This window comes from Rhizobium zaerense (genome assembly GCF_051810725.1).
GTDB lineage: Bacteria > Pseudomonadota > Alphaproteobacteria > Rhizobiales > Rhizobiaceae > Rhizobium > Rhizobium leguminosarum_I.
The window spans coordinates 2,534,824-2,557,180 of the sequence record NZ_CM132690.1; the positions used below are offsets into that span (position 1 = coordinate 2,534,824).

Sequence of the window (22,357 nt, forward strand, 5' to 3'; positions counted from 1 at the left end):
GACCACAGTTCCGGCGGCTTTGGCATGGCCGCTGCCTGTTCCCCTGCATCGGGGATCGATGAAACCGACCTTTTGCCGCCTGCAGTCGTCCGCATCGAATGCCGCTGCCCTCAATCACTCCGCTGCCGGAAACCTCCAGGGTTTTCCGTAATCGCATTCCAGCTTTGCAACCGAGGGAGGCCCGAAATGGCTCAGAGCAAGCATGGTTCGCCTGTGAGAGGTATGGATAACGTCGCGCAATCGAGCGTTCGCGATCAGAGGTTCGGGAGGATGTTCCGCAACCTGCCGTCCGCCGCATTTACCGAAGCGGCGCTCGTCGATCTCGCGAAAACGATGTTCCAGGGGGAGTTCGCGGAGAAGATCAAGGATCACGAGCCCGTCGATGTTGCGCTCAACGAGAGGGAGCCTGAAGACGAAAATCCGGCGATCCCTGCCGGTTTCACCTATTTCGGGCAGTTTCTCGATCATGATATCACCTTCGATCCGGCCTCGTCGCTCGATCGCTTCAACGATCCCGATGCCCTGCAGGACTTCCGCACGCCGCGTCTCGATCTGGATTCGGTCTATGGCTCGGGGCCATCGGACCAGCCTTTCCTTTATGAGGACGACGAGCTTCACATGCTGCTCGGGACGGACAAGGATTTCGACAAGGCGCGAAACAACCGCCCCGATCTGCCGAGGAACAGTGCCCCGATCCGCCGCGCGCTGCTCGGCGACAAGCGCAATGACGAAAACCTGATCGTCTCGCAGCTCCACACCACCTTCCTCAGATTTCACAACAAGGTGGTGGATACGCTCGGCACCAGCGATTTCGAGCTCTGTCAGCAGACGGTCCGCTGGCATTACCAGTGGATCGTCCTGCATGATTTCCTGCCCAGGATAATCGGTCAGGAGACTTATGAGCGCGTCATCGTCGGACGAGGCGAAAAGCCTGTCATTCGCTTCTACAATCCGCAGGGCCGGTATGCCTTTATCCCGGTCGAATTCTCGGTCGCGGCTTACCGATATGGCCATACGATGGTGAGGCCGAGCTATTCCCTCAACAGGATCGTGACGAAGGCCAGGCCCGACGAGCAGCCATTCAATGGAAAAATGGCAAAGTTCAACCGCATTCCGATATTCTCCTTGACCGACGTGGCGCAGGAGCCGCTGGCGAATTTGAACGGGTTCCGTGAGCTTCCCGACTTCTGGTCGATCGATTGGGCCTTCTTCTTCGACGGGGTCGCTCCGGATGGAGCGCCGCCCCCGGGCGCCATTCTGCCGCAGCCCTCCTACAAGCTCGATACGCTGCTGGTCGATCCGCTGACCAGCCTGCCGGATCATCAGAAGGAGCCGATCAAGGCCCACAGGGCGCTCGCCGCCTTGAACCTTTTGCGCGGCTGGCGCCTCGGACTGCCTTCCGGCCAAGCAGTCGCCCGCCACATGGAAATGGAGGCGCTGTCGGACGAACAACTGTTCGACAGCGAGGATGCCGAGAGGAAGGAGGCGCGTGGCAAATTGCTGATCGATCATCCCGGCATCTTCAATGGCAACGCGCCGCTGTGGTTCTACATCCTGCGCGAGGCGGAGATAGCAGGGAATAGCCAGCATCTCGGACCGGTCGGCGGCACGATCATTGCCGAGGTCCTCGCCGGCCTCATCCGCGAGGATCGCCACTCGTTCCTGGCGCAATGGCCGAAGTGGCGGCCGACATTGCCGAGCGCTGTGGCGGGTCATTTCACCATGGCCGATCTGATCAATTTCACGAACAGGTAGCCGATCTCGCGCAGCGCGAAACTGCGCTGGGCCTCGTGACTCAACCTTGAAAAGGCCGCGAGAGCGGCCTTTTTCGCGTTCATCGCCTTCAGATTGCGCGGGTAAGCTTTCGTTCACCGTTTTTTATTAAATTTGGAGTGAGTTTTTTCGGTCACTGCCCAGCCAGCCTGCGGAAGCGATAAGAGTATGGCGTTTGTTTCCTTTCCTCGGCGAACCCTTTTGCCCGTTATCCTCTCGGCGGCGCTGACGACCTGTTCGATCAGCGACGGACTGGTGCCGCCGGCCAATGTCGACAATGGCACTAGGGTCAGCTCGATCTCGCCGTCGCGGGGGGCAGCGCGCATGGCACCTGCCGTGCGCATGGCGCCGGTGGAGAGCCAGGCCACCTATCCGGTTTCCAGCGCGCCCGTCGGCAATAGCCAGGGCTCGGTCGATTATCTCGATACGCCAAACCTTGCCGGCACCGGCCATGCCGCCCAAGCCGCACCACAGGCGCGGCGGGGCAAGCTGCCGATGATCGACAGCGACGAGGCCTTAGCGCAGCAGAACCAGAACCGGGGCGGCACGCAGGTGCTTGCGATCCCGTCCGGCGGCGTCAACATGGATGACGATCTCGGGGCCGAGCCGGTTGTCGGGCTGGCGCAGGAACAACAGCAGCAGATCGCCGAGGGCAACGCCACCGAGCCGGTTGTCGACGGCATCGGCACCGATAGTCCAACGCAGCTCAACCAGCCCATGCGCCAGCCCCCGCAGCAGGCAATGCCGCAGCCGGCGGCCGAGGCACAGATGAGCCGGGCGCCTGCCTGGAACGACGGCAGCCCTGTGGTGGCGCCGACCCGTGTTCCCGAAGAGGACGAGAGCGAAGAGGTCGCGATGCTGCGGCCGAACAATCCGATGATGAGTGAGCCGGCAGCGCCCGTCGATCCCAGCGTCATGCCGTCCTCCGAGCTTGCCTGCCGGCGCGAGCTGAAGCGCATGGGCGTGCTCTTCGACGACAAGCCGCCGATTTCGAACGGGCCGGCCTGCCAGGTGCCTTATCCGGTGTCGCTGAAGGGGCTTTCCGGCAATATCGGCGTGCGCCCGGCCGTGACGCTGAACTGCCAGGTGACGCTCGCTTTCGCCAAATGGGTGAAGAACGAGCTGGCACCGTCCGCCCGCTATCGCTACTGGAGCGGCATCAAGACGATCCAGCCGCTCGGCGGCTATTCCTGCCGGCGCATGAACAACAGCCGGCAGAAATACAATCCGATGTCGGAACACGCCCGCGGCAACGCCATCGACGTCGGCAAGTTCGTGCTGAAGAACGGCCACGAAATCGACGTGCGCAAGAAGGGGCTGTTCTCGCTGCGCGAGGGGCGGCTGCTGAAGGCGGTGCGCAGCGACAGCTGCCGCTATTTCAACACCGTGCTCGGGCCGGGCAGCAACCCGGAGCACTGGAACCACTTCCACTTCGATCTTCGCTCCCGCAAGAGCGGCAAGGCCTATTGCGACTGATGCATGCCGCCTTAAAGTGTGCGGCATGGCTGCGGCTGGTGCCGCAGCAATCGGGGCCTGGCTGCGAGAAAACGGTTCATCCCCGCCGCAGGGCACGCTATAGATCGGCCAAGCGGATTGCCGTTTCGAGAGTTTGATCCATGAGTTATGATTTCCATGTCGGCCAGAAGGTCGTCTGCATCAACGATACCTTCAAGCATGTGAGCATCGACCAGCTCATCCGCAAAGGCGAGATCTATACGATCCGCTGGGTGGGCGAATATACCCATTATATCGACGGCACCTTCATCGGGGTGAAGCTCGCGGAAATTCATCGCGGCAATGACGACGGGCCGGAAGGTTATGGGGCGGCCGACATGCCCTATCGCGCGACGCGTTTCCGGCCACTGGTGAAGGACAAGATCGGATCGCTGCGCAAGCTTCTGGCCCCGACGCCCGATGCGCCAGTCGAACCGAAGGAAAAAATCAGGAAGAAAGAGAAGGTCTGAGCGCTGTTGCACCGGGATCTCCCGGCGACCCGCCATTGCTGACCGATACATCCGAAGCAGCGGCTGCACGGCGGCTTCGGCACAACCCATCTTGGCCTGCGCGAGGACGTGCTGGCGCGTTTCAACGATTGGCATCCCTCGCTCGTCGACCTCATCGCCAGAAGCGAGGCGCCGTTGATCGCAAGGCCGCTTTATGCCTTGCCTTTCGGCCACCGCTGGCAGCGCCGGCCAGGCCTCACGCTGATCGGCGATGCCGCGCATCTGATGTCGCCCTTTGCCGGCGAAGGCGCCAATCTGGCGATGCTCGACGGCGCGGAACCGGCGCAGGCGATCATTGCTGACGGGATGATATCGAGGCAGCACTCGCCTCCTACGAAGCGGCGATGCTTCCCCGCAGCGAAGATGCGGCCGCACAATTGGCCGCCGGCCTCGACATGTGCTTCAACGACCAGGCGCCGCGGCCGCTTGTCGATTTCTTCCAGAGCATGCGTTCGGGCGTGGAGGCGTGAACGGATAGTGGCGGTTAGTTAACTGCAGGTTGGCCGACATGATGTGATTGTGCCTTCAGTTTGCCTGTGCAACAGTCCGCGTGGGACATGTTGAGGAGCGGCCATGAGACCGATTTCGAAAATCCTGGCGCTCTGCGCCGCCATCATCTTCATGATCGCGGCCACGGGAACGGCGGGGGCCGATCCGCTGGTTTTCACCTATCACGGATGGCAGGTCGATCTCACCAACGCCAAGGGCGCGGAGCCCGATCGGGAGATGGCCGCGACGGTCAAGCGGCAGCTCGATATCGTCGAGCATGTCAATCTGAAACCCGATGTCCTCACCTTCATGCGCACGATCAGGATCTGGGCCAACCCCGCCGCCGCAAAAGCGGGGCCCGGCCACTACAGCAGCAAGACCGGCATCGACCTGCGCGTCAAAAGTCTTGCGCCCGACAAGCCGATCATCCTGCATGAACTTCTGCATGCCTATCACGACCGGATGCTTCCGGGCGGATTCGGCAATACCGATGTCGCGCAATTCTTCGATATCGGCAAGCGGGTCTGGCCGGGCGATTCCTACATGATGAGCAATGGTCACGAATTCTTCGCGGTCACGGCCAGCGTCTACCTGTTCGGCGACATCGATCGGCCACCTTATTCGCGCAACCAGATGCGGGAGAAGCAGCCACGATACTACCAGTGGCTTGCCGCGCTGTTCGACGACGGCCGGCCGCGGTCGTAAGGGCGCAGCAGACACCGCGATACGGATCAGGCCGCCTTTCTGCTGAGGAACAGCGCGGTCTCCCTGCGGACCTCAAGCACGCCGTTGCGTTGGCTGAAGGCATCGGCAATGGCTTGACGGAATTTGGTAAGCTGGAGCTCGCGGGCGCCATCGCCCGGCGGGTAGGAGGTGAGCGCCAGGAATACATCCTCGGGCTCAGTGATCTTCAGGCTTGCCGGATGCTGCGACGTGGTCACGTTTCCAAACTGCGACCGCATCGATCGTTCGGCAGCGTCATATCCGAAGGCTTCGGCAGCCGGATCGGATGGGGCACTGCCGAATACGGTCGTCAGCGCGTAGATCTCGCGCATATTGCCGGCGCCGTTGGTTGTGACCGCGAGCAGGCCACCCGGCCTGAGCACTCTTGACATATCCGCGATGCCCGCGGCCGGGTCGGGCAGATGATAGAGCATATGCATCGCGACCACGGCATCGAAAGCGTCATCTTCGAAGGGGAGCGCGGCGGCGTCGGCCTGGCAAGCCGCGGACGGAGCCGAATGGCAGTGCGCTGCAACGCGCCATTGCCTCGTCGACCATACCGGCTGAAAGGTCGGCGAGCGTCAGGTGAAGGTCCGCCGGCAGCAGACCTGCCGTTGCCGCCCAGAACCAAGGCTGGCCCACAGCCGACATCGAGGACACGATCGCCTGGCTTCAGGGACAATTGCGCGGCAACCCATGGAAACCAGGCCGTCTCGGCGATGGTGTATTGGCTATGCAGTCGAGCCCGCGCGGCGAGCTTCCGGCTGTCGCCATACTGTCCCGCATTGTCTGCCGTTATGGAGGACATGGCATCTCTCCGGGCTTTTTCATGAGAGCCACCTCGCGCTTGCCGGCAGAGCCTATAGAGGGCTCTGTTCCCAGGCAAGACGTGACTTTGCGCAGCGGGTCGGCCTGCTCGCACAGCTGCCGTTGAGGATTACCTTGATGTGATGAGTTTGGCCTGAGAAATAAATCGCATCCGATTAAATCGGAATAGTGTTGACATCGGTTTTGGTGCGGCGTATTAGAGCGCATCCGATTTAATCGGATGCGTAGTAAATCGAACCGAAAGGATATCACCATGACCGAGAAGCTTCTCTTTACCGGCAGAACCCACATCTCCGGCGGCCGCAACGGCTCCGCACGCAGCAGCGACGGCACGATCGACATCAAGCTGCCGCAACCGCATCCGGCTGCCGAAAACCTGTTCGGCATCGCCTGGTCGGCCTGCTATATCGGCGCCATCGAACTTGCCGCCGCCCAGAGAAAGATCACGCTGCCCGCCAGCCCTGAGGTCGATGCGGAGATTACTCTCAACGCCGACAACGGCTCCTTTTTCCTCAGGGCGCGCCTCAATGTCAGCCTCTCCGGCATCGATCGCGACATTGCGCAGCAATTGATCGAGGCGGCCCATGGCATCTGCCCTTATTCCAAGGCGACACACGGCAATATCGACGTCGAAACCACGCTTGTCTGAGCGGGGAAGGGCGGACCTCACCGCCCGAGGATTTGATAGGGAGGGCCTGCCGATCGGCCGGCAGACCCCTTCCTGAGGTAGCAGGCACCGGAACCTTGCCGATCTGGAGAACATGCCATGATCAATAGCCATGCCCAGCCACACCAGGCCTATGACGAGTTTTCGCTCGTGCTCGACCCAGCCGCCTATGAGCCGCTGCCCGAGGATTGGCTGATCGGCATCACCGACGTCGTCAACTCGACGCCGGCGATCAAGTCGGGACGCTATGAAGATGTCAACTTCGCAGGTGCATCTGTTATCGCCGCTCTCGGCAATGCCTGGGGTTCGTTCGATTTCCCCTTCGTGTTTCGTGGAGACGGGGCGGCATTCGCCTTGCCGCCGCACGGCATCATGGCCGCGACCTCGGCGTTGCGGCAGGTCGCGAGCTTTGCAAGAAGCGATCTCGATCTCACCCTTCGTATCGGGCTGCTCACCGTGCGCGAAATCCGCAATAGTGGGCGCGACGTAAGAGTTGCGCGCTATGCGGCTTCGGAAAACGCGACCTATGCGATGTTTGCAGGAGGAGGGCTCAAATGGGCGGAGCAGCAGATCAAGAGCGGCCGGTATCTGGTCAAGCCGGGACGCTACGCGACGAAGCCGGATCTGACCGGGCTGAGCTGCGACTGGACGCCATTCCCGAGCCAGCGGGGCGAGATCCTGTCGCTGCTGGTGGAGCCGAATGACGATACGAGCCCGGAGGTTTTTGCGGCGCTGGCAAAGCGCGTGCTTGCCGTCTTCGATGCGCAGTCGCACCGGTGTCATCCGGTTCCCGTGGATATGGCTATCGCCAGGGATGTTGCCATGCCCAAAGGCAGCGGCAAGCGTGTCGATGCGAAACGCTGGTCGGAGGTTACCGCCAATTCGGATTTCCGCAAATTCGATGACGGTTTGCGCCTGACGCTGGACTGCACGCCCGAACAGATCGACAGGGTCGAAGCGATCCTCGCTCCGGCAAGGGCGCGCGGCGAGATCAATTTCGGACTGCACCGCCAGTCGCATGCGCTGATGACTTGTCTCGTGCCATCAGGTAGCCCGGATCTGCACCTGCATTTCCTCGACGGAATGGGCGGCGGTTATGCCAAGGCGGCCGAGATTATGGAGGCCGGTGCGCTTTCCAACGTCCAGCATCATGCGCGCTGACCCGTTCAACCGGCGAGACGTGGTGACCGCCAACAAACCTAAGCGGGAGTGCCTGTTTCCCGTACGGCGAGGTTTGCGAGAATCTCAGTGAGCTGAGGCGGCGCTAATTTGGCTTCTTTTTCTGTCGCGATGGCGGTGAACCATCTGAGCTCGGTGTGTTCGTCACCGATAAGTCGCGGCTGGCCCTGCCATTTATCGACGTGATAGACATGGAATGTCGCGGATGCTTCGGGCTGGTCTTCCGAGGTGAACCGTCCTGCAAACTGCCAGAGCTCCGGCGTCACGCCTATTTCTTCCATCAATTCCCGGCACATCGCCGTCTCAGCGTCTTCGCCCTCTTCGATATGGCCGCCCGGGAGGCTCCAGCGATCCGGGTGCACCTTGCGCTCGGAACTGCGCCTGGCCAGAAGAACGGTTCCGTTCCGGCTCAAAACGCCCATCGCGATGTCGGGCATGCATTCTCCTTTCCTCATCGATCTCGCGCCGATGCTGCCCGCAACCACGGCTCTTTGCAATGACCAGTCGTCCATCGAGACAGTCGAGGCATAGCCTGACCGGGTAGGTTGACCCCCGACATTGCCTGGGAGCATAGTCCCCGGACAGACGCGAATGACCTGCTGATGCGAACGAGGTCGGTCAGTCGATCTTCGTCCGTTTCCGAACAGATCAAACGGAGAGGAGAGCGTCATGCCACCCACATCCCTATCAACGCCCACACGGCGCGAGCTGCTTGCCGCCACGGCCGCCGCCGGAGCCATGAGCATGCTTGCCGGGACGCGTAGCGCTCAGGCAAACGGCGACGGGCTTAGCCCCTTCAGCGTCAATTTCCCCGAGGATCAGCTTGACGATCTGCGCCGGCGCGTCGCGGCCACCCGTTGGCCTGACAAGGAGACCGTCGCGGATGATACGCAGGGCGTGCAGCTCGCGACGATCCAGAAACTCGCGAAGCATTGGGCGACGGATTACGACTGGCGCAAGATGGAGGCGCGGCTCAATGCGCTGCCGCAGTTCATCACCGAGATCGACGGGCTGGATATTCACTTCATTCACGTGCGCTCCCAGCATAAAAATGCGCTGCCGCTGATCGTCACACATGGATGGCCTGGCTCCATCATCGAGCAGTTGAAGATCATCGAACCGCTCACCGATCCGACAGCGCATGGCGGGAGCGAAGCGGACGCATTTGACGTGGTGATCCCGTCTTTGCCGGGCTACGGCTTTTCCGGGAAACCGACGGGGTCGGGGAACTGGAACCCGCCACGCATCGCGCACGCCTGGGTGACGCTGATGCAACGTCTCGGCTATACGAAGTTCGTGGCGCAGGGTGGCGACTGGGGCAACGCGGTCACCGAACTGATGGCGGTGCAGGAGCCGCCCGGATTGCTCGGCATCCATACGAACATGGCGGCCACGGTTCCGGCTGACATCGCCAAGGTTCTTGCCGCCGGCGGCATGCCGCCAGCCGACCTTTCGCCGGACGAAAGGCGCGCCTTCGATCAGCTCGACGACTTCTACAAGAATGGGCTGGGTTATGCCATCGAGATGAACAACCGACCGCAGACACTCTACGGGATCGTCGACTCGCCGATCGGGCTTGCTTCGTGGATGCTAGATCACGACATCCGCAGTTACCGGATGATCGCCCGCGTTTTCGACGGAGAGCCCGAGGGGCTGACGAAGGACGATATCCTCGACAACGTCACGCTTTACTGGCTGACGAACACAGCAATCTCCTCTGCACGCCTCTATTGGGACAATGCGCACCATCCGTCGGGCGGGTTCTTCGACCCCAGGGGCATCAAGATCCCGGTGGCGGTCAGTGCTTTTCCCGATGAGATCTACCAGGCGCCGCAGAGCTGGGCGGAGAGGGCCTATCCGAAGCTCATCCACTATAACCGGCTGCCGAAGGGCGGTCACTTCGCCGCCTGGGAACAGCCGATGGCTTTCACTGCCGAGCTTAGGACGGCGTTCCGGCCGCTGCGGCAATAGAGCCAAGCGGGATCAGGCGACTGATGCCGCGATCACGATTTCCCCGGTTCGCCCTGCGTTGACCGCAGCAGGTTGTCGCGCAGCGTCGTCACCGATTTCTGCACGACGGGAAAGTCGTCGCCGAGACCGATGGCGCCAATCAGCGCGTCGCCGGGATCGGTTTCAACGAGTTGGCGCCCCGCCGGCGTCAGGCTGACCCGCACCTGCCGCTCGTCGGCGGGATCGCGGTGACGGGTGATATAACCATTCGACTCCAGCTTCTTGAGGATGGGGGTCAGCGTGTTGGATTCGAGGAACATCTTTTCCCCCAATGCGCCGACGGTCTGGTCATCCTCTTCGGAGAGAGCCACCATGGTGATATATTGGGTATAGGTCAGGCCAAGCTCGTCCAGGATCGGCTTATAGGCGCGGCCGAAGGCGAGATTTGCCGAATAGACCGCGAAGCACAGGAAATTCGAAAGTTTTCGGCCTTCCTTGCCCGCTGGCGGGGAGGCGGGCGCGGGACTGCCAGTCTGTCTTGCGGTTTTAGATGCGGGCATGGGTTTATCCTACTAGGTTCTGAATGCTAGGACTTATATATATCGTATCCGATTAAATCGCAATTGACTCGACTGCTGTTTTTGGACAGCCTATCCGGCCGTCGCCCCCAGCTTCCGGAGCGGCGGCCAGTGTCGGGGCGGCGAACTGGTTTTTGGTTGCAGCAAAAAGAGATGACGCGTTTGGAGCTAATTTCCGATACTTTCCCGATCAAAGCTCGGCCATCGCGAGCTTTGGAGATTTGATGTCGGGCCTTCTTATCGCCACCCTGTCGGCAACGGTTTCAGCAAGCCACCGGACGCACAAGGAACCAGATCATGATGATGAACAGACGGACCTTCTCGGCTGCCCTTATTGCTGGCGCCGCTACTTCTCTGCTTGCTACCCGCGGCATCGCCGCGACATCCGCTCCCGTTAAGGCGCACAACGTTGTGCTGGCGCACGGATTGTTTGCCGACGGCTCTTGCTGGGCCGAGGTGATCGCGCGCCTGCAGGCGGCTGGGCTCAATGCCACGGCGGTGCAGAACCCGCTGACGACGCTGCCCGAGGCCGTCGCTGCCGTGAAGCGGGTGCTCGACCGGCAGGATGGGCCGACGGTTCTGGTCGGGCATTCGTTTTCCGGCATGATGGTCACCGAGGCCGGTGTGCACCCTGATGTTTCGGCGCTCATCTATGTGGCGGCGCGGGCGCCGGATGCAGGTGAGGATTATACTGCTCTCGCCAAGACCTTTCCGACGCCGCCGGCTTCGGCCGGCATCGTCTTCGACGGCGACGAAGGTCGGCTGAGCGAGGAAGCCTTCTTGCGCGATTTCGCAGGCGACTTGCCGGAGGCGAAGGCGAAAATTCTCTATGCCGTGCAGCAGCCATTCCAAAAGGCGCTGCTGACCGGCAAGACGATACAGGCGGCCTGGCGTTCGAAGCCGAGTTGGTATGCCGTTTCGACCGAGGATCGGACGATAAATCCCGATCTCGAACGCTTCATGGCCAAGCGCATGGGGGCGAAGACGATCGAGGTGAAGGCCAGCCATTTGTCGCTGATCTCCCACCCTGACGAGATCGCCCGGCTGATCATCGAGGCGGCGGGGTAGAACACGAACTGATCTCAGCGGCCGGTGAAGCGGCGATGCCGATCGCCGGCTTGCTTGGCGATGGCCATGATGCCGCGAGGGTCGTATCTCGACCCGTTTCCGTCATTCGGGTTTCAGCAGGTCGACGCTTCTTCGTCTCGCTACAGCCACCGCCTGATGCGAGCCCTGTAGGCGAGATAGCCGTCACCGAATTTCCGCTCGAGATAGGCCTCCTCGCGAGCAACCACGCCATAGCGGATGACAAGGTAGAACGGCACCAGCAGGAGGATGAGCCACAGGCTGTCGAAGGCGACGGCGAGGCCGATGAGGCCGAGGAACATACCGATGTAGATCGGGTTGCGCGTGAAGCGATAGGGGCCTTCGTCGACGATCGTCGTCGTCGGCCGGCTGAGCTGGACCTGTGTCCCCGCCCGGCGGAAGGTTGCTGCCGCCCAGATCAGTAGCGCTAGGCCGGCAAGGAACACGATGCCGCCGAGCACGCCAGCCGGCACGGCCGCCGGCATGAACGGCAGCGCGTAGAGCCAGTTAAGCGCGAGCCCGGCGATGACCGTCAGCGCCCAAGCGATCGGCGGCCGCACCGCGGCGCCTGAAGTGTCGCGCAAATTGCCGTTCGCCTCGTTCATGCCGCCACCCATCCGATCTCGTGGTCCCCGGAATACCAGCGCATGGGGAGCGTGTTTCGTGCCATTTGTCGCGGCTCCTCCACCGATGGAGTTTACCTCGTTTCGAAAGAGATTTGAAGGCGGAGAGGCGCGGTCGAAGTTCGGAACAAGAGGCGGCCGCGGGTGTTAACCGGCAAAGCTTCCATCGAGTTTGCAGCTCCTCATTTGCGAGAAACCACTATGGCCATCCACTTCAATCATACCATCCTGTCGGCTCACGACAGCAAGGCCTCGGCAGATTTCCTGGCCGATATGTTAGGGTTGCCGGCGCCGCGGCGCTGGGGGCCGTTCCACATGGTCACAACCGACAACGACGCCAATCTCGACTACATGGAAACGGAAGGTCAGATCGCTCGCCAACACTACGCTTTCCTCGTCGGCGACGCTGAATTCGAGGCGATATTCAACCGAATTCGCGAGCGGAACCTGAGCTACTGGGCTGACCCCGGTCAGCGGAAGCCCGATGAGACCAATGACCACGACGGTGGGCGCGGTGTCTATTTCGAAGATCCGAACGGCCATCTGCTTGAAATCATCACGCGTCCCTATGGCAGCGGCGGCTGGAATCCGTGAGCGTGGCGCCAAGGGAGCCGCCGCCGATGGGTCTGCTCGCCGCAAGTGCTGCGTCCATCGGTGCCCTTACGCGCGCTAAGGAATCAGGTATTCTTCGGCGACATAGCGGGCCTGCGCTCGCCTTGCCGCCATCCGTGGGCAATGAGACCTAGTATATATCATCGCTTGCTTGTAATGCCGCAACTGGAATAGAGACGTTCCTTGCCCTCTCTCATCAGGAAATCCAAGCTTCTGCGCCGCTCCCGTGTTTTCTGGGGCTCGTTTTCCCTTTGGCGACCGCGGCTGGTGTTCTGGTGCGGGGCGTTGGCGATCGGGGTGATCAGCGTCGGTTTCGCAAAACTCGCCGATCTCGCGCAGAAGGCCTTCGGCAGCCTGACTGCCTCGGGGGAATGGGCATTCGTTCTGCCGCTGATGCTGACGCCGCTCGGCTTCGTTGTGGCGGCCTATCTTGCGGCAACCCTCTTTCCCAATTCGCAAGGCAGCGGCATTCCGCAGGCGATCGCCGCCAGGCACCTGAGGGATGAGGCCGACCGCACGCGGCTGCTGTCGCTGCGGATCGCCTTCGGCAAGATCGTGCTCACAGTGCTTGGGCTGTTTTCCGGCGCCTCGATCGGCCGCGAGGGGCCGACCGTGCAGGTGGGTGCATCGATCATGCTCGCCGTCGCCCGCTTCGGTGGCGTGGCGCAGGCGCGTGGGCTGATCCTTGCCGGATCGGCCGCCGGCATCGCGGCGGCGTTCAACACGCCGCTTGCCGGTATCGTCTTTGCGATCGAGGAGATGAGCCGCACCTATGAATCGCGCGCCAACGGGCTGGTGCTGACGGCCGTCATCCTTTCCGGGCTCGCGGCTCTCGGGCTCTCCGGCAGCTACAATTATTTCGGCTTTGCTTCGGCCGCGCCGACCGTCGCGCGCGATTGGGGACTGGTTCTCGTCTGCGGCGTCGGCGGCGGCGCGCTTGGCGCCGCCTTCAGCGGTTTCGCGTTGCATTTCGGGCAGCGTATCCGGCGCTGGGCGCAGCCGCAGCCGCTGAGGCGCATGCTGGCGCTTGCCGGGCTCTGTGGTCTTGCCGTTGCGGTGATTGGCGTTGCATCCGGCGGCGCGACCTTCGGCACCGGTTACGAGCAGGCGAGGGGCGCCGTCGAGGGTCACGCCCTGCCATTGCTTTTCTTTGTCGAGAAACTCGCTGCCAGTTTCCTGTCGATGATTTCAGGCATTCCGGGCGGGATCTTCGCACCCTCGCTCGCCGTCGGCGCCGGTTTCGGCAGCACCGTCGGCACGTTGATGGGAACGAGCATTGCGCTGGCGGCGATATTGGGGATGGCTGGATATTTCGCCGGCGTGGTGCAGGCGCCGATGACCGCCTTCGTGATCATTCTGGAGATGACCGGCGACCATGAGGCCGTCATTCCGATCATGGCCGTCTCGATGATCGGCTATATCACCTCGCGCGTGCTGTCCCGCGAGCCCCTCTATCACGGCCTCTCGCGCGTCTTCATCGCCGCCGCCATCCGGGCGCGGCGCGCGGCCGACAGAGGCGAGGAGACAATGGCTCTGCGGGGCGAGTGACGGCGTCGGGCGATGGTACGCTTTTGCCGGCTGGCAGAGGCAGAGTCTTGCGCCGCCCGGCTTACTGGTCATGGCCAACGCAGCGCCGCCGTCGCCACCGGCGCGTCCCAGAGTGCGATCTCCTCGTTGATCAACAAAGCAAGGGTGACGGACAGTCCCTGCATATCGAGCGAAGTGACATAGGTTCCCACAAGCGAGCGCTCGATCGGGATGCCTCGTTCCTCGATGAAGCGGCGGGCGCCGGCATAGGCGAGGTAGAGTTCGGCCGGCGGCGTGCCGCCGAGGCCGTTGACGAAGAGCAGTGCGCGGGTACCCGGCGTCACTGCGATGTCGCCGGCGATGGTCTCGCAGAGATGGCCGATGATCGCGTCGGCGGCGGCGAAGAGCTGCCTGGCATGGCCGGGTTCCCCATGGATGCCGACGCCCATTTCCATCTCGCCGGGCCCCAGCGAAAATGTCGTGCGCTCGGTCTGCGGCACCGTCACGCCGTTCAGCGCGACACCCATCGAGCGGATGCGTGTGTTCAATCCCTCGCCAAGCTGCTTCAATTCGGCCAGCGACATGCCGCGTTCGGCCGCAGCACCCAGGAGTTTTTCGACGATCAGCGTTCCGGCAACACCGCGCCGGCCATTACCTTCGCCGGACCTTGATGTCTCGATATCGTCGCTGACGACGACCATGTCGAGGTTGTGGCGGTCGCCGGCCATCTCGATCGCCATTTCGAAATTCATCAGATCGCCGTCATAGTTCTTGACGACGAGCAGGCAGCCGGCGCCGGTATCGGCCTCTTCGATCGCGGCGATGATCTGGCTCGGTGTCGGAGAGGTGAAGATATGGCCGACGCAGGCGGCATCCAGCATGCCTTGGCCGACGAAGCCGATATGCATCGGCTCATGGCCGGCACCGCCGCCTGATATAAGCGCCACCTTGCCAGCGGTGAGATGGCGGCGGCGGATGCATCTGCGCTCAGGCCCGAACACCACCAAGGCCTCATGGGCGCGCACGAAGCCTTCGACGCTTTCGGCGACCATGGTTTCCGCAGTGTTCATGAACTTCTTCATCAAGCCCCTCCCAAGGCCAAAAGTATTACGCTACGTCAACCAGCGCACTCGTCATTCAGCACCCGATATCGCGACGATCTTCTGCACCAGATCGGAGATCGCCTCTTCCAATAGGCGGTTTTTCCTGTCGTCGCCGAAGTCGGGCACCATTAGCGAAAGGTGCCGCAATTTCTCGGAATGGCCGAGGTCCGGCAGCTTGCCGGGATGGGCGGCCTGATAGGCTTCGAGGAAACGTTCCTCCTCAGTGGCACTGAAATGGCAGACCCGGACGATGGTCGCGAGATGGCGCGCCGGCAGCGGTGTCGCATAGGTCGGGCTGGTGATCTGGGTGACGAAGCTGCGATGTTTTCCAAGCGCCGTCGCCAGGCGCTGGCGCGTGCCGGATGGCCTGTTGTCGATAATCTGCGCCAGAATGGACTTGTAGGCGATAATGGCGTCTTCGGTGTCTTCGCGCGCCATTCTACTCTCCGGCTGCCCTTGTGCCATCGGCGTTGAGCCCGATGATCGCCGATCTTATCGCGGGACGCCGGGCCGGCGCCACGGAAAAATGCCGGAGGCCGGCGGCGAGCAGCCCGGGCAGATGGTGCGGATTGCCGGCCATGTCGCCGCAGATGCTGAGTGGCTTGCCGGAAGTCAGCTTCACCGCCTGGGTAAGCAGCCGGAGCACGGCGGGTGCGGCCTTGCCGGTATCGGCATCGATATCGTCGCGAGAGGAGGCGGCGAGATACTGGGTAAGATCATTGGTGCCGAACGAAAAGAATGCTGCTGACCCGAAAGTATCGAGCATCAACGCTGCGGCCGGCACCTCCACCATCATGCCGATCGGCGGCATCCGGTGGAGCAGGGATCGGCGGCCGAGCTTTTCGGCTTCCTCGCGGAACAATTCGCGCATCCTGTCGATCTCGTCGGGAAAGGTCACCATCGGCAGCATCACCGAAAGCTTGCCGAAGATGGCGGCGCGCAGCAGGGCGCGGGCCTGCACGCGGGCGATTTCCGGCCGGGCAAGCAGCAGTCGGATGCCGCGCAGGCCAGAGGCCGAGAGACTAGGCAGGTCTTCGAACCCGGCGAGCGGCTTGTCGCCCCCGATATCCAGCATTCTTATGGTCACCGGCCTGTCGCCCGCCTGTTCCAGCACGCGGCGATAGATCGCCAGCTGCCGTTCCTCATTGGCGGCCTCGGCGATCGAGGCGACTGAAAATTCAGAGCGCATCAGGCCGACGCCTGCCGTCGCCGGATCGAGCGCGTCGATCTCTGCGGGGTCGTTGATGTTGATGGAGAGCAGGATCGGCACGCCGTCCGCCGTGCGCAGTTCGCCGTATTCGGTTTGCGCGTCGGCGGCAGAAGTTCGTGCGGGCATCGGCGATGGGATCAGTATGCCGCCGGCCTTGAGGACGACCGCGCCGGCATCGCCATCCACTCTGACCGGATCTCCGTCCGCTGCCGAAAAGCGGCCGGTGCCGATCACCATCGGTACCGATTTGGCCCGGGCGAGCAGGGCGACATGGCCGGCGGTGCTGCCTGAAAACAGCGCGATGCCGCCGCCTTTCGACCAGTCATGGGCGAGAAAGCGGCTCGGCTCCATATCCTTGCCAACGAAGATCGAACCGGGCGGAAAATCGGCGATCGGGGTGCCGGCGAGCGCCCCAAGCACACGGTTCTTGATGTCGAGAATATCGACGGCGCGTGCCCGCATCTGCTCTTCGTCGGCCGCTTCGAGTTCGCCGATATAGGCGTCGAGGGTGGCGACCCAGGCAAAGACGACGTTCTCGTCGGCTTCCATGCGCGCGCCGGTCGCTTCCGCGATGGTCGGATCGCGCAGCACCTCGATCTGGAAATCGATGATATCCCGGCTTTCGGCATCGGCTCCGTCGGCAAGGCGCTCGAGTTCGCCGATCGAGATGTCGATTGCCTTCTCGAGCGCGCCGTATCCGCCGGCCGTGCTGGGCGCGGGGGCGTCCGGCCGCTCGGCCAGAAAGGCCGGGCCGGATGCGATGCCCGGGGATGCACTCTTTGCTGTCAGCCTAAGCGGTGCGGCCATGTTTCTTTTCCTCATCGAAGTTGCGCTCGATGAGTTCCTTCAGCGCGCGGATCGCCTCTTCGGCGAGAATGCCGTCGGCGCGGATCCGGAGAATCGATCCTTTTCGGATTTTCGCGCCCATGATCTTGATGATGCTCTTGCCGTTCAGCCAGACGTCGCTGCCGTTGACGGCGATCTCGATCGAACAGGGGAAGGACTTGGCAAGCCGCGTGAAGGTAACGGAGGGGCGGGCATGCAGCCCGACGCCGTGCTTGACTTCTATCTCCGTCTGGCAATTCACCTTGAATGGCTCGGGCAATGGCTCGGGCTCCTGTTTTTCACTACGCAATCCGCTGGTCATCAGGGGGACAGTTCCTCGGCTGTGGCGACGACCTTGGCCAGCGACGCGCCCCCCGACGCCTCGGCGGCGGCGATGACGGCGCCTTCGACCAGCGGCGCGTTGCAGATGGAGACGAGGGCCGCGCGGGGAAAGCCCAGCATTTCGATCGCCATCTCGCTGTTGGTTTCGGCGCCGCCGAGATCGACGAAGACGGCGACGCCGGCATCGGACCAAGCGGCTTCGATTGCCCTCAGGATGCCGCCGGCATCGGTGCCGAGTTCACCATGGACATTGCCGCCCGACCAGGCGAGCGGCACGCTGTCGCCCACCATTTGCCGCACCATATCGGCGATCCCCTGTGCCACCAGCGGCGAGTGGGAGACGATCACGATGCCCACATTTGCGGTCTTTCCATTCATTGCGGACGATGCTCCCCGAGATAGCGGCAGATCGCCGTGGTCAGCAGCGCGCAGCTCGACGCGCCGGGATCGACATGACCGATCGAGCGGTCGCCGAGATAGGCGGCGCGCCCGCGCATCGCCTTCATGTCAGCGGTGCGGTTGGCGGAACGCTCGGCCCTGCGGGCGATTGCGCCGAGCGGCGAGCGGCTGGCGAGTGCCGCATGCACGGGATAGAGCACGTCGAGCAGGGTTTTGTCGCCGGCATGCGACCGACCGCGTCTTGCGACGGCATCGATCGCCTGTTTCAGCACCTGCGAGAAATCGGCCTTCTCGTCGTTTTTGCGAAGCTCGCGGCCGATCTCCATCAGCAACGTGCCGTAGAGCGGCCCGGCCGCACCGCCGACATTCATTACTAGGGTCAGGCCGATCTTTTCCATGGCGTCGGGCAAGGGCAGGCCGGACAGGGTTTCGCCTTCGGCGCTCACCGCCTCGCAGCCGCGCCGCATATTGGTTCCGTGATCGCCATCGCCGATGGCGCGATCGAGCGCGCAGAGGTGATCGGTGTTTGCCGCGATCGTCGCGCGGCACACCTCGATCAACCCTGCCACAAGCACCGGTTCCGCCTGCACTGTCATCCTCCCTGTCACCGCGCGCCCCGCAGGCTCTCAAACTTTACTCCGGTCAGGCGAGGCTTGCCACCACGCCGAACGCGCCGGCAACCGCGACGGCACCGGGATCTGCAACGCCCGCCAGATCCCTTTCGCCGACATAGGAGGCGCGGCCGGCTCTCGCCTTCATCATCGTCTTCGTCGACTCGGCACCGGCTGCCGCTGCCTTTGCCGCTGCGACGACATCGCCGGATGCAAGCGCCTGCAGGGCAGGTGACAGCGCGTCGACCATCGTCCGGTCGCCGACCGCGGCTCCGCCATAGAACGTCATCCTGTCGAGCCCGGCAAGAAGAGCGGCTGATATATCGGCCTTGTCAGCCATCGCCTTTGCTGCGGCGGTGAAGAAGATCGACAGCAGCACGCCGCTCGATCCGCCCATGCTGGTGCCGAGGATATCGCCGAGCGAGGCAAGCGTTGCCGCCGGCCGGTCGAGCGGCAGCGTGTCGAGGCGGGCCAGCACGCTGCGGGCGCCCGTCGCCACCGTCGAGCCGGTATCGCCATCGCCGACGCGGCCGTCCAGCCAGTTGAGGTCGCTTTCCTGCAAGATCAAATGCTCGCAGAGCGCCGTGATCAGGCGCCGGTTGCGATCATTTTCTCCGGCCGTGCCGTTGGCGCTGTCCAGTCCGCCTGATGATCTCGGTGCGGCGATGACCTCGATCTCGTGGCGTTCGACGGCCGGCGTCCAGGCATGCGGCTCGACCGCTGCCGTCAGAGCGGCCTCGCGCACGGCGTCCAGCCGGATCAGCGACAGCGAGAAGCCGTTCATGTTGAGCGCGGTCATCATCGGCGAAGGCCCGATGATCAGCCGGATGCGATCGGCAAGTGCGGAGGACAGAACGGCCTTGGCAATGATGGTCATTTCGAGCGGCGGCACTGCGCCGAGATTGTTGATGAGGAGCGCATAATTTGCCCCTTTGTGCAGCGCAGGCGACAGGCGTGCCACCATGGTGGAGACGATATCGACGACCGGCTGCAGCGTGATGCGTTCGACGCCGGGCTCGCCATGGATGCCGAGGCCGAGTTCGCCTTCGTTTTCGCCCAGGCGATCCTCATGTGCCTGGCCGGGCACGCTGCAGGTGGAGAGCGACATGCCGAGCGAGACGATGTCACCGGCGGTTGCCGCGGCATGGCTTGCCACCGTCTTCAGGTCCTCTCCCTTTTCGGCGTGATAGCCCGATATCTTGTGAACGAACAGCGTGCCGGCGACGCCGCGCGGCTGGTTGATGCCGGGAATGGCGATATCGTCGGCGACGATGACCATCTCGACGTCGAAGCCCTCGGCGCGCGCTTTTTCGGCGGCAAGGCCGAAATTCAGCCGGTCGCCGGTGTAGTTCTTGACGATCAGCAGGGCGCCCTTTTCGCCGGTCACGGCGCGGATCGCCGTCAGCACGGCATCGACGCTCGGCGAGGCGAAGATTTCGCCGGATACGGCAGCCGTCAGCATGCCCTTCCCGACGAAGCCGGCATGGGAGGGCTCATGGCCGGCGCCGCCGCCTGAGATGATCGCCACCTTCGACTTGTCCCAGTCCGCACGCAGGATCACCTTGATGTCGGGAAAGCTGTCGAGGCGGGCAAGACGACCCTTGCTGCTCGTCAGAAGCAGACCGTCCAAGGCTTCGGTGACGATGCTTTCCCTGCGGTTGAAGAAGTGTTTCATCGATTGAGACCCGTCTGTTTGTTTTTCATGCCATCATCAAGTCTGTTTGCCGGTCAGGACAGGCGCTGTCCAGCCGCATCGAAATAAAGCGGATCGCGCAGCGTCAGGCTGATCCGGTCGCCCGGCGCGATCGCCAGATATGGATCTGCAAGTGTGACGAGCTTGTGATTGCCGACTCTGATGTGCAGATGGTTCTGGTCACCGAGATGCTCGATCCAGTCGATCTCGGCATTGGCGTCCTTGCCGACAATGATATCGAGATGCTCCGTGCGGGCGCCCACGGTCTTCGTGCCGGGCGGCGGCCCGCCGCCCGGCAAGAGGTCCGCCGGCAGAAGATTGATGTGCGGCTGGCCGAGACGGGCCGCGACATGCAGGTTGGCTGGATTGCCGTAGATCTCGCTCGGCGTTCCCACCTGCATCAGCCGTCCCTCGGCGACGATGCCGATGCGGTCGGCCATGGTCATGGCTTCAACCTGGTCGTGAGTGACATAGAGCAGCGTCGAGCCGAGTTCCTTCTGGATGCGTTTCAGCTCCAGGCGCAGTTCGGCGCGCAGCTTGGCGTCGAGCGAGGAGAGCGGCTCGTCCATCAGGTAGATCGCCGGCTTGCGCACCAACGCCCGGCCGATCGCGACACGCTGCATCTCGCCGCCGGAAAGCCTGGTTGAGCGGTTTTCCAGCTTGTGGTCGATCCGGACCATGCGCGCCACTTCGCGCACGCGCCGGTCGATCTCCTGCGCACTCAGCTTGCGGACCGGCGCCTTCAGCGGGAAGGCGAGGTTTTCGTAAACCGTCATGTGCGGATAGAGCGAATATTGCTGGAACACGAAGGCGACGTCGCGCTCGGCGGGTGCCTCAGTGGCGACATTGCGGCCGCCGATCTCGATGCGGCCGCTATCGGGCTTTTCGAGGCCGGCGATCAACCGCAGCGTCGTGGTCTTGCCAGCGCCTGTCGGACCGAGCAGCACGACGAACTCGCCGTCGCGGATCGAAAGATCGAGGTCGGCCAAAGCCTGGGTGTCGCCGAAGCGCTTGGCGAGGTTCCTGAGGACGACATCAGCCATGCCGGGTCTCCTGATAAAGCGAGGATGGGACCGCGCGGCCCGAGGTGCAGTCGAAGAGCGCGAGTTTCGCCGGGTTGAATTCGAGGCCGACCCTTTCGCCAATCTGGAAGCTGCGATTGGCGGGAACGCGGGCCTTGATCACGCCGCCCGGGGTTTCCACAGCCACGACCTGATTGGTGCCGAGATATTCGCTGCCATAGACGGCGCCGCGTAGCGCCGAGGCGTCGCTGAAGCGGATATGCTCCGGCCGCACGCCGAGCGCCAGTTCGCGTTCGGCCATGTCCTGGTGGATCTCGGGAACGGCGACATCGACGCCGTCGAGCAGGATGGAGCGATCGCCGCTTTTCAGGCCGGAGGTGAAGCGCATGAAGTTCATCGGTGGCGAGCCGATGAAATCGGCGACATACATGGTCGCGGGCTTGGCATAAATCTCCTGCGGCGTGCCGAACTGCTCGATGACACCATGGTTCATGACGGCGATCTTGTCGGCCATCGCCATCGCCTCATGCTGGTCGTGGGTAACGTAGACGGTGGTCGCGTGGATGCGGTTGTGCAATTCGCGCAGCTCGTGAACCATGATCTCGCGGAATTCGGCGTCGAGCGTGCCGAGCGGCTCGTCCATCAGGAAGCATTTCGGGCGCCGGACGATGGCGCGGCCGAGCGCCACGCGCTGCCGGTCGCCGCCGGCAAGACCGGAGACCGAGCGGTTGAGAATATGGTCGATCTGCAGCAGACGCGCGGTCTCCTCGACACGCTGACGGATTTCGGGCTTGGGCATCCCCTGCGACAGCAGCGGGAAGCCGATATTCCTACGCACGTTCATATGCGGGTAGAGCGCGAAGAGCTGAAAGACGAAGGCGATGTCGCGGGCGCTGGCGCGGTTGAAGGTGACGTCCTCGCCATCGAGATAGATCTTGCCGCTCGACGGCAGCTCGAGGCCGGCGATCATGCGAAGCGTCGTTGTCTTGCCGCAGCCGGAGGGGCCCAGAAGCGCCAGGAACTCGCCGTCATGGACGGTGAAGCTCGAATCCTGAACGGCGACGAAGCTGCCGAATTCCTTGCGGAGATTTTCGATCCGGATGTCCGCCATGGT

General features: G+C 63.0%; 23 protein-coding genes and 1 pseudogene. 11 read left to right on the forward strand and 13 right to left on the reverse strand.

The features are described from left to right. Nucleotides 1-186 precede the first annotated feature (186 nt). The 5 genes from ACS4RR_RS12230 to ACS4RR_RS12250 all read left to right on the forward strand — a co-directional run bounded on the left by ACS4RR_RS12230 (nt 187) and on the right by ACS4RR_RS12250 (nt 4,970). Nucleotides 187-1,755 (forward strand): peroxidase family protein, encoded by a 1,569-nt coding sequence (locus ACS4RR_RS12230; protein ID WP_260108886.1) that lies wholly within the window; start codon nt 187-189, stop codon nt 1,753-1,755. A 186-nt stretch (nt 1,756-1,941) separates the two neighbouring features. Beyond that, the gene (locus ACS4RR_RS12235) at nt 1,942-3,249 is read left to right on the forward strand and encodes an extensin-like domain-containing protein (protein WP_456188845.1); all 1,308 of its coding nucleotides are present in this window, start codon (nt 1,942-1,944) and stop codon (nt 3,247-3,249) included. Between the two features lie 140 nt (nt 3,250-3,389). Further along, a complete protein-coding gene (locus tag ACS4RR_RS12240; protein ID WP_222336138.1) occupies nt 3,390-3,737 on the forward strand; it encodes a CAP-Gly domain-containing protein in 348 nt (115 codons plus the stop codon). A 383-nt stretch (nt 3,738-4,120) separates the two neighbouring features. Next, nucleotides 4,121-4,246 (forward strand): hypothetical protein, encoded by a 126-nt coding sequence (locus ACS4RR_RS12245; protein WP_260108884.1) that lies wholly within the window; start codon nt 4,121-4,123, stop codon nt 4,244-4,246. A gap of 103 nt (nt 4,247-4,349) precedes the next feature. Beyond that, nucleotides 4,350-4,970, forward strand: a complete 621-nt coding sequence (locus ACS4RR_RS12250) for a hypothetical protein (RefSeq protein ID WP_260108883.1) — start codon at nt 4,350-4,352, stop codon at nt 4,968-4,970. A 26-nt stretch (nt 4,971-4,996) separates the two neighbouring features. On the opposite strand, the pseudogene ACS4RR_RS12255 reads toward ACS4RR_RS12250, so the two are convergent. Then, nucleotides 4,997-5,796 (reverse strand): annotated as a pseudogene (locus tag ACS4RR_RS12255) (class I SAM-dependent methyltransferase). Nucleotides 5,797-6,069: 273 nt separating this feature from the next. Here ACS4RR_RS12255 and ACS4RR_RS12260 point away from each other — a divergent pair. Continuing rightward, on the forward strand, nt 6,070-6,465 hold the full coding sequence (locus ACS4RR_RS12260; RefSeq protein WP_222279214.1) for an Ohr family peroxiredoxin: 396 nt from the start codon (nt 6,070-6,072) through the stop codon (nt 6,463-6,465). Nucleotides 6,466-6,582: 117 nt separating this feature from the next. Next, a complete protein-coding gene (locus ACS4RR_RS12265) occupies nt 6,583-7,644 on the forward strand; it encodes a DUF3095 family protein (protein WP_456188846.1) in 1,062 nt (353 codons plus the stop codon). 38 nt (nt 7,645-7,682) lie between these two features. On the opposite strand, the gene ACS4RR_RS12270 is transcribed toward ACS4RR_RS12265, so the two are convergent. Beyond that, nucleotides 7,683-8,099 carry an NUDIX hydrolase gene (locus ACS4RR_RS12270; RefSeq protein WP_456188847.1) on the reverse strand — a complete coding sequence of 139 codons (417 nt, stop codon included), beginning with the start codon at nt 8,097-8,099 and terminating at the stop codon, nt 7,683-7,685. 232 nt (nt 8,100-8,331) lie between these two features. Between ACS4RR_RS12270 and ACS4RR_RS12275 the strand changes: the two genes are divergently transcribed. Then, nucleotides 8,332-9,633 carry an epoxide hydrolase family protein gene (locus ACS4RR_RS12275; RefSeq protein WP_222279219.1) on the forward strand — a complete coding sequence of 434 codons (1,302 nt, stop codon included), beginning with the start codon at nt 8,332-8,334 and terminating at the stop codon, nt 9,631-9,633. 32 nt (nt 9,634-9,665) lie between these two features. Here the strand turns inward: ACS4RR_RS12275 and ACS4RR_RS12280 are convergent, their stop codons facing one another. Continuing rightward, nucleotides 9,666-10,172 (reverse strand): MarR family winged helix-turn-helix transcriptional regulator, encoded by a 507-nt coding sequence (locus tag ACS4RR_RS12280; RefSeq protein ID WP_170262006.1) that lies wholly within the window; start codon nt 10,170-10,172, stop codon nt 9,666-9,668. 315 nt (nt 10,173-10,487) lie between these two features. Between ACS4RR_RS12280 and ACS4RR_RS12285 the strand changes: the two genes are divergently transcribed. Beyond that, a complete protein-coding gene (locus tag ACS4RR_RS12285) occupies nt 10,488-11,258 on the forward strand; it encodes an alpha/beta fold hydrolase (protein WP_456188848.1) in 771 nt (256 codons plus the stop codon). Between the two features lie 140 nt (nt 11,259-11,398). Here the strand turns inward: ACS4RR_RS12285 and ACS4RR_RS12290 are convergent, their stop codons facing one another. Then, entirely contained in the window at nt 11,399-11,881 is a 483-nt protein-coding gene (locus ACS4RR_RS12290; protein WP_026154192.1) for a methyltransferase family protein, read from the reverse strand. Nucleotides 11,882-12,100: 219 nt separating this feature from the next. Here ACS4RR_RS12290 and ACS4RR_RS12295 point away from each other — a divergent pair, with 219 nt between their 5' ends. Further along, entirely contained in the window at nt 12,101-12,493 is a 393-nt protein-coding gene (locus ACS4RR_RS12295) for a VOC family protein (RefSeq protein WP_017964741.1), read from the forward strand. A gap of 201 nt (nt 12,494-12,694) precedes the next feature. After that, nucleotides 12,695-14,059 (forward strand): chloride channel protein, encoded by a 1,365-nt coding sequence (locus ACS4RR_RS12300; RefSeq protein WP_017964740.1) that lies wholly within the window; start codon nt 12,695-12,697, stop codon nt 14,057-14,059. A 68-nt stretch (nt 14,060-14,127) separates the two neighbouring features. Here ACS4RR_RS12300 and ACS4RR_RS12305 read toward each other — a convergent pair whose 3' ends face one another. The 9 genes from ACS4RR_RS12305 to ACS4RR_RS12345 are packed head-to-tail and all read right to left on the reverse strand — an operon-like array spanning nt 14,128 to nt 22,354. Next, nucleotides 14,128-15,120, reverse strand: coding sequence for a dihydroxyacetone kinase subunit DhaK (locus tag ACS4RR_RS12305; RefSeq protein WP_456188849.1), 993 nt, complete (start codon nt 15,118-15,120; stop codon nt 14,128-14,130). 51 nt (nt 15,121-15,171) lie between these two features. Further along, nucleotides 15,172-15,579: a hypothetical protein gene (locus ACS4RR_RS12310; protein ID WP_010001912.1), complete on the reverse strand. Its 408-nt coding sequence runs from the start codon at nt 15,577-15,579 to the stop codon at nt 15,172-15,174. Nucleotide 15,580: 1 nt separating this feature from the next. Further along, nucleotides 15,581-17,158 carry a putative PEP-binding protein gene (locus ACS4RR_RS12315; protein WP_017964738.1) on the reverse strand — a complete coding sequence of 526 codons (1,578 nt, stop codon included), beginning with the start codon at nt 17,156-17,158 and terminating at the stop codon, nt 15,581-15,583. After that, complete coding sequence (locus ACS4RR_RS12320) at nt 17,142-17,498, reverse strand: HPr family phosphocarrier protein (RefSeq protein WP_017964737.1); 357 nt, start codon at nt 17,496-17,498, stop codon at nt 17,142-17,144. The genes ACS4RR_RS12315 and ACS4RR_RS12320 overlap by 17 nt, the downstream gene beginning before the upstream one ends. After that, the gene (gene dhaM, locus ACS4RR_RS12325) at nt 17,498-17,896 is read right to left on the reverse strand and encodes a dihydroxyacetone kinase phosphoryl donor subunit DhaM (RefSeq protein WP_017964736.1); all 399 of its coding nucleotides are present in this window, start codon (nt 17,894-17,896) and stop codon (nt 17,498-17,500) included. Before dhaM ends, ACS4RR_RS12320 begins: the two co-directional genes overlap by 1 nt. Beyond that, nucleotides 17,893-18,513 (reverse strand): dihydroxyacetone kinase subunit DhaL, encoded by a 621-nt coding sequence (gene dhaL, locus ACS4RR_RS12330; RefSeq protein ID WP_017964735.1) that lies wholly within the window; start codon nt 18,511-18,513, stop codon nt 17,893-17,895. Before dhaL ends, dhaM begins: the two co-directional genes overlap by 4 nt. Before the next feature lie 46 nt (nt 18,514-18,559). Beyond that, nucleotides 18,560-20,203: a dihydroxyacetone kinase subunit DhaK gene (locus ACS4RR_RS12335; RefSeq protein ID WP_456188850.1), complete on the reverse strand. Its 1,644-nt coding sequence runs from the start codon at nt 20,201-20,203 to the stop codon at nt 18,560-18,562. Nucleotides 20,204-20,256: 53 nt separating this feature from the next. Continuing rightward, nucleotides 20,257-21,264: an ABC transporter ATP-binding protein gene (locus ACS4RR_RS12340; RefSeq protein WP_017964733.1), complete on the reverse strand. Its 1,008-nt coding sequence runs from the start codon at nt 21,262-21,264 to the stop codon at nt 20,257-20,259. After that, nucleotides 21,257-22,354, reverse strand: coding sequence for an ABC transporter ATP-binding protein (locus ACS4RR_RS12345; RefSeq protein WP_017964732.1), 1,098 nt, complete (start codon nt 22,352-22,354; stop codon nt 21,257-21,259). Before ACS4RR_RS12345 ends, ACS4RR_RS12340 begins: the two co-directional genes overlap by 8 nt. Nucleotides 22,355-22,357: the final 3 nt, after the last annotated feature.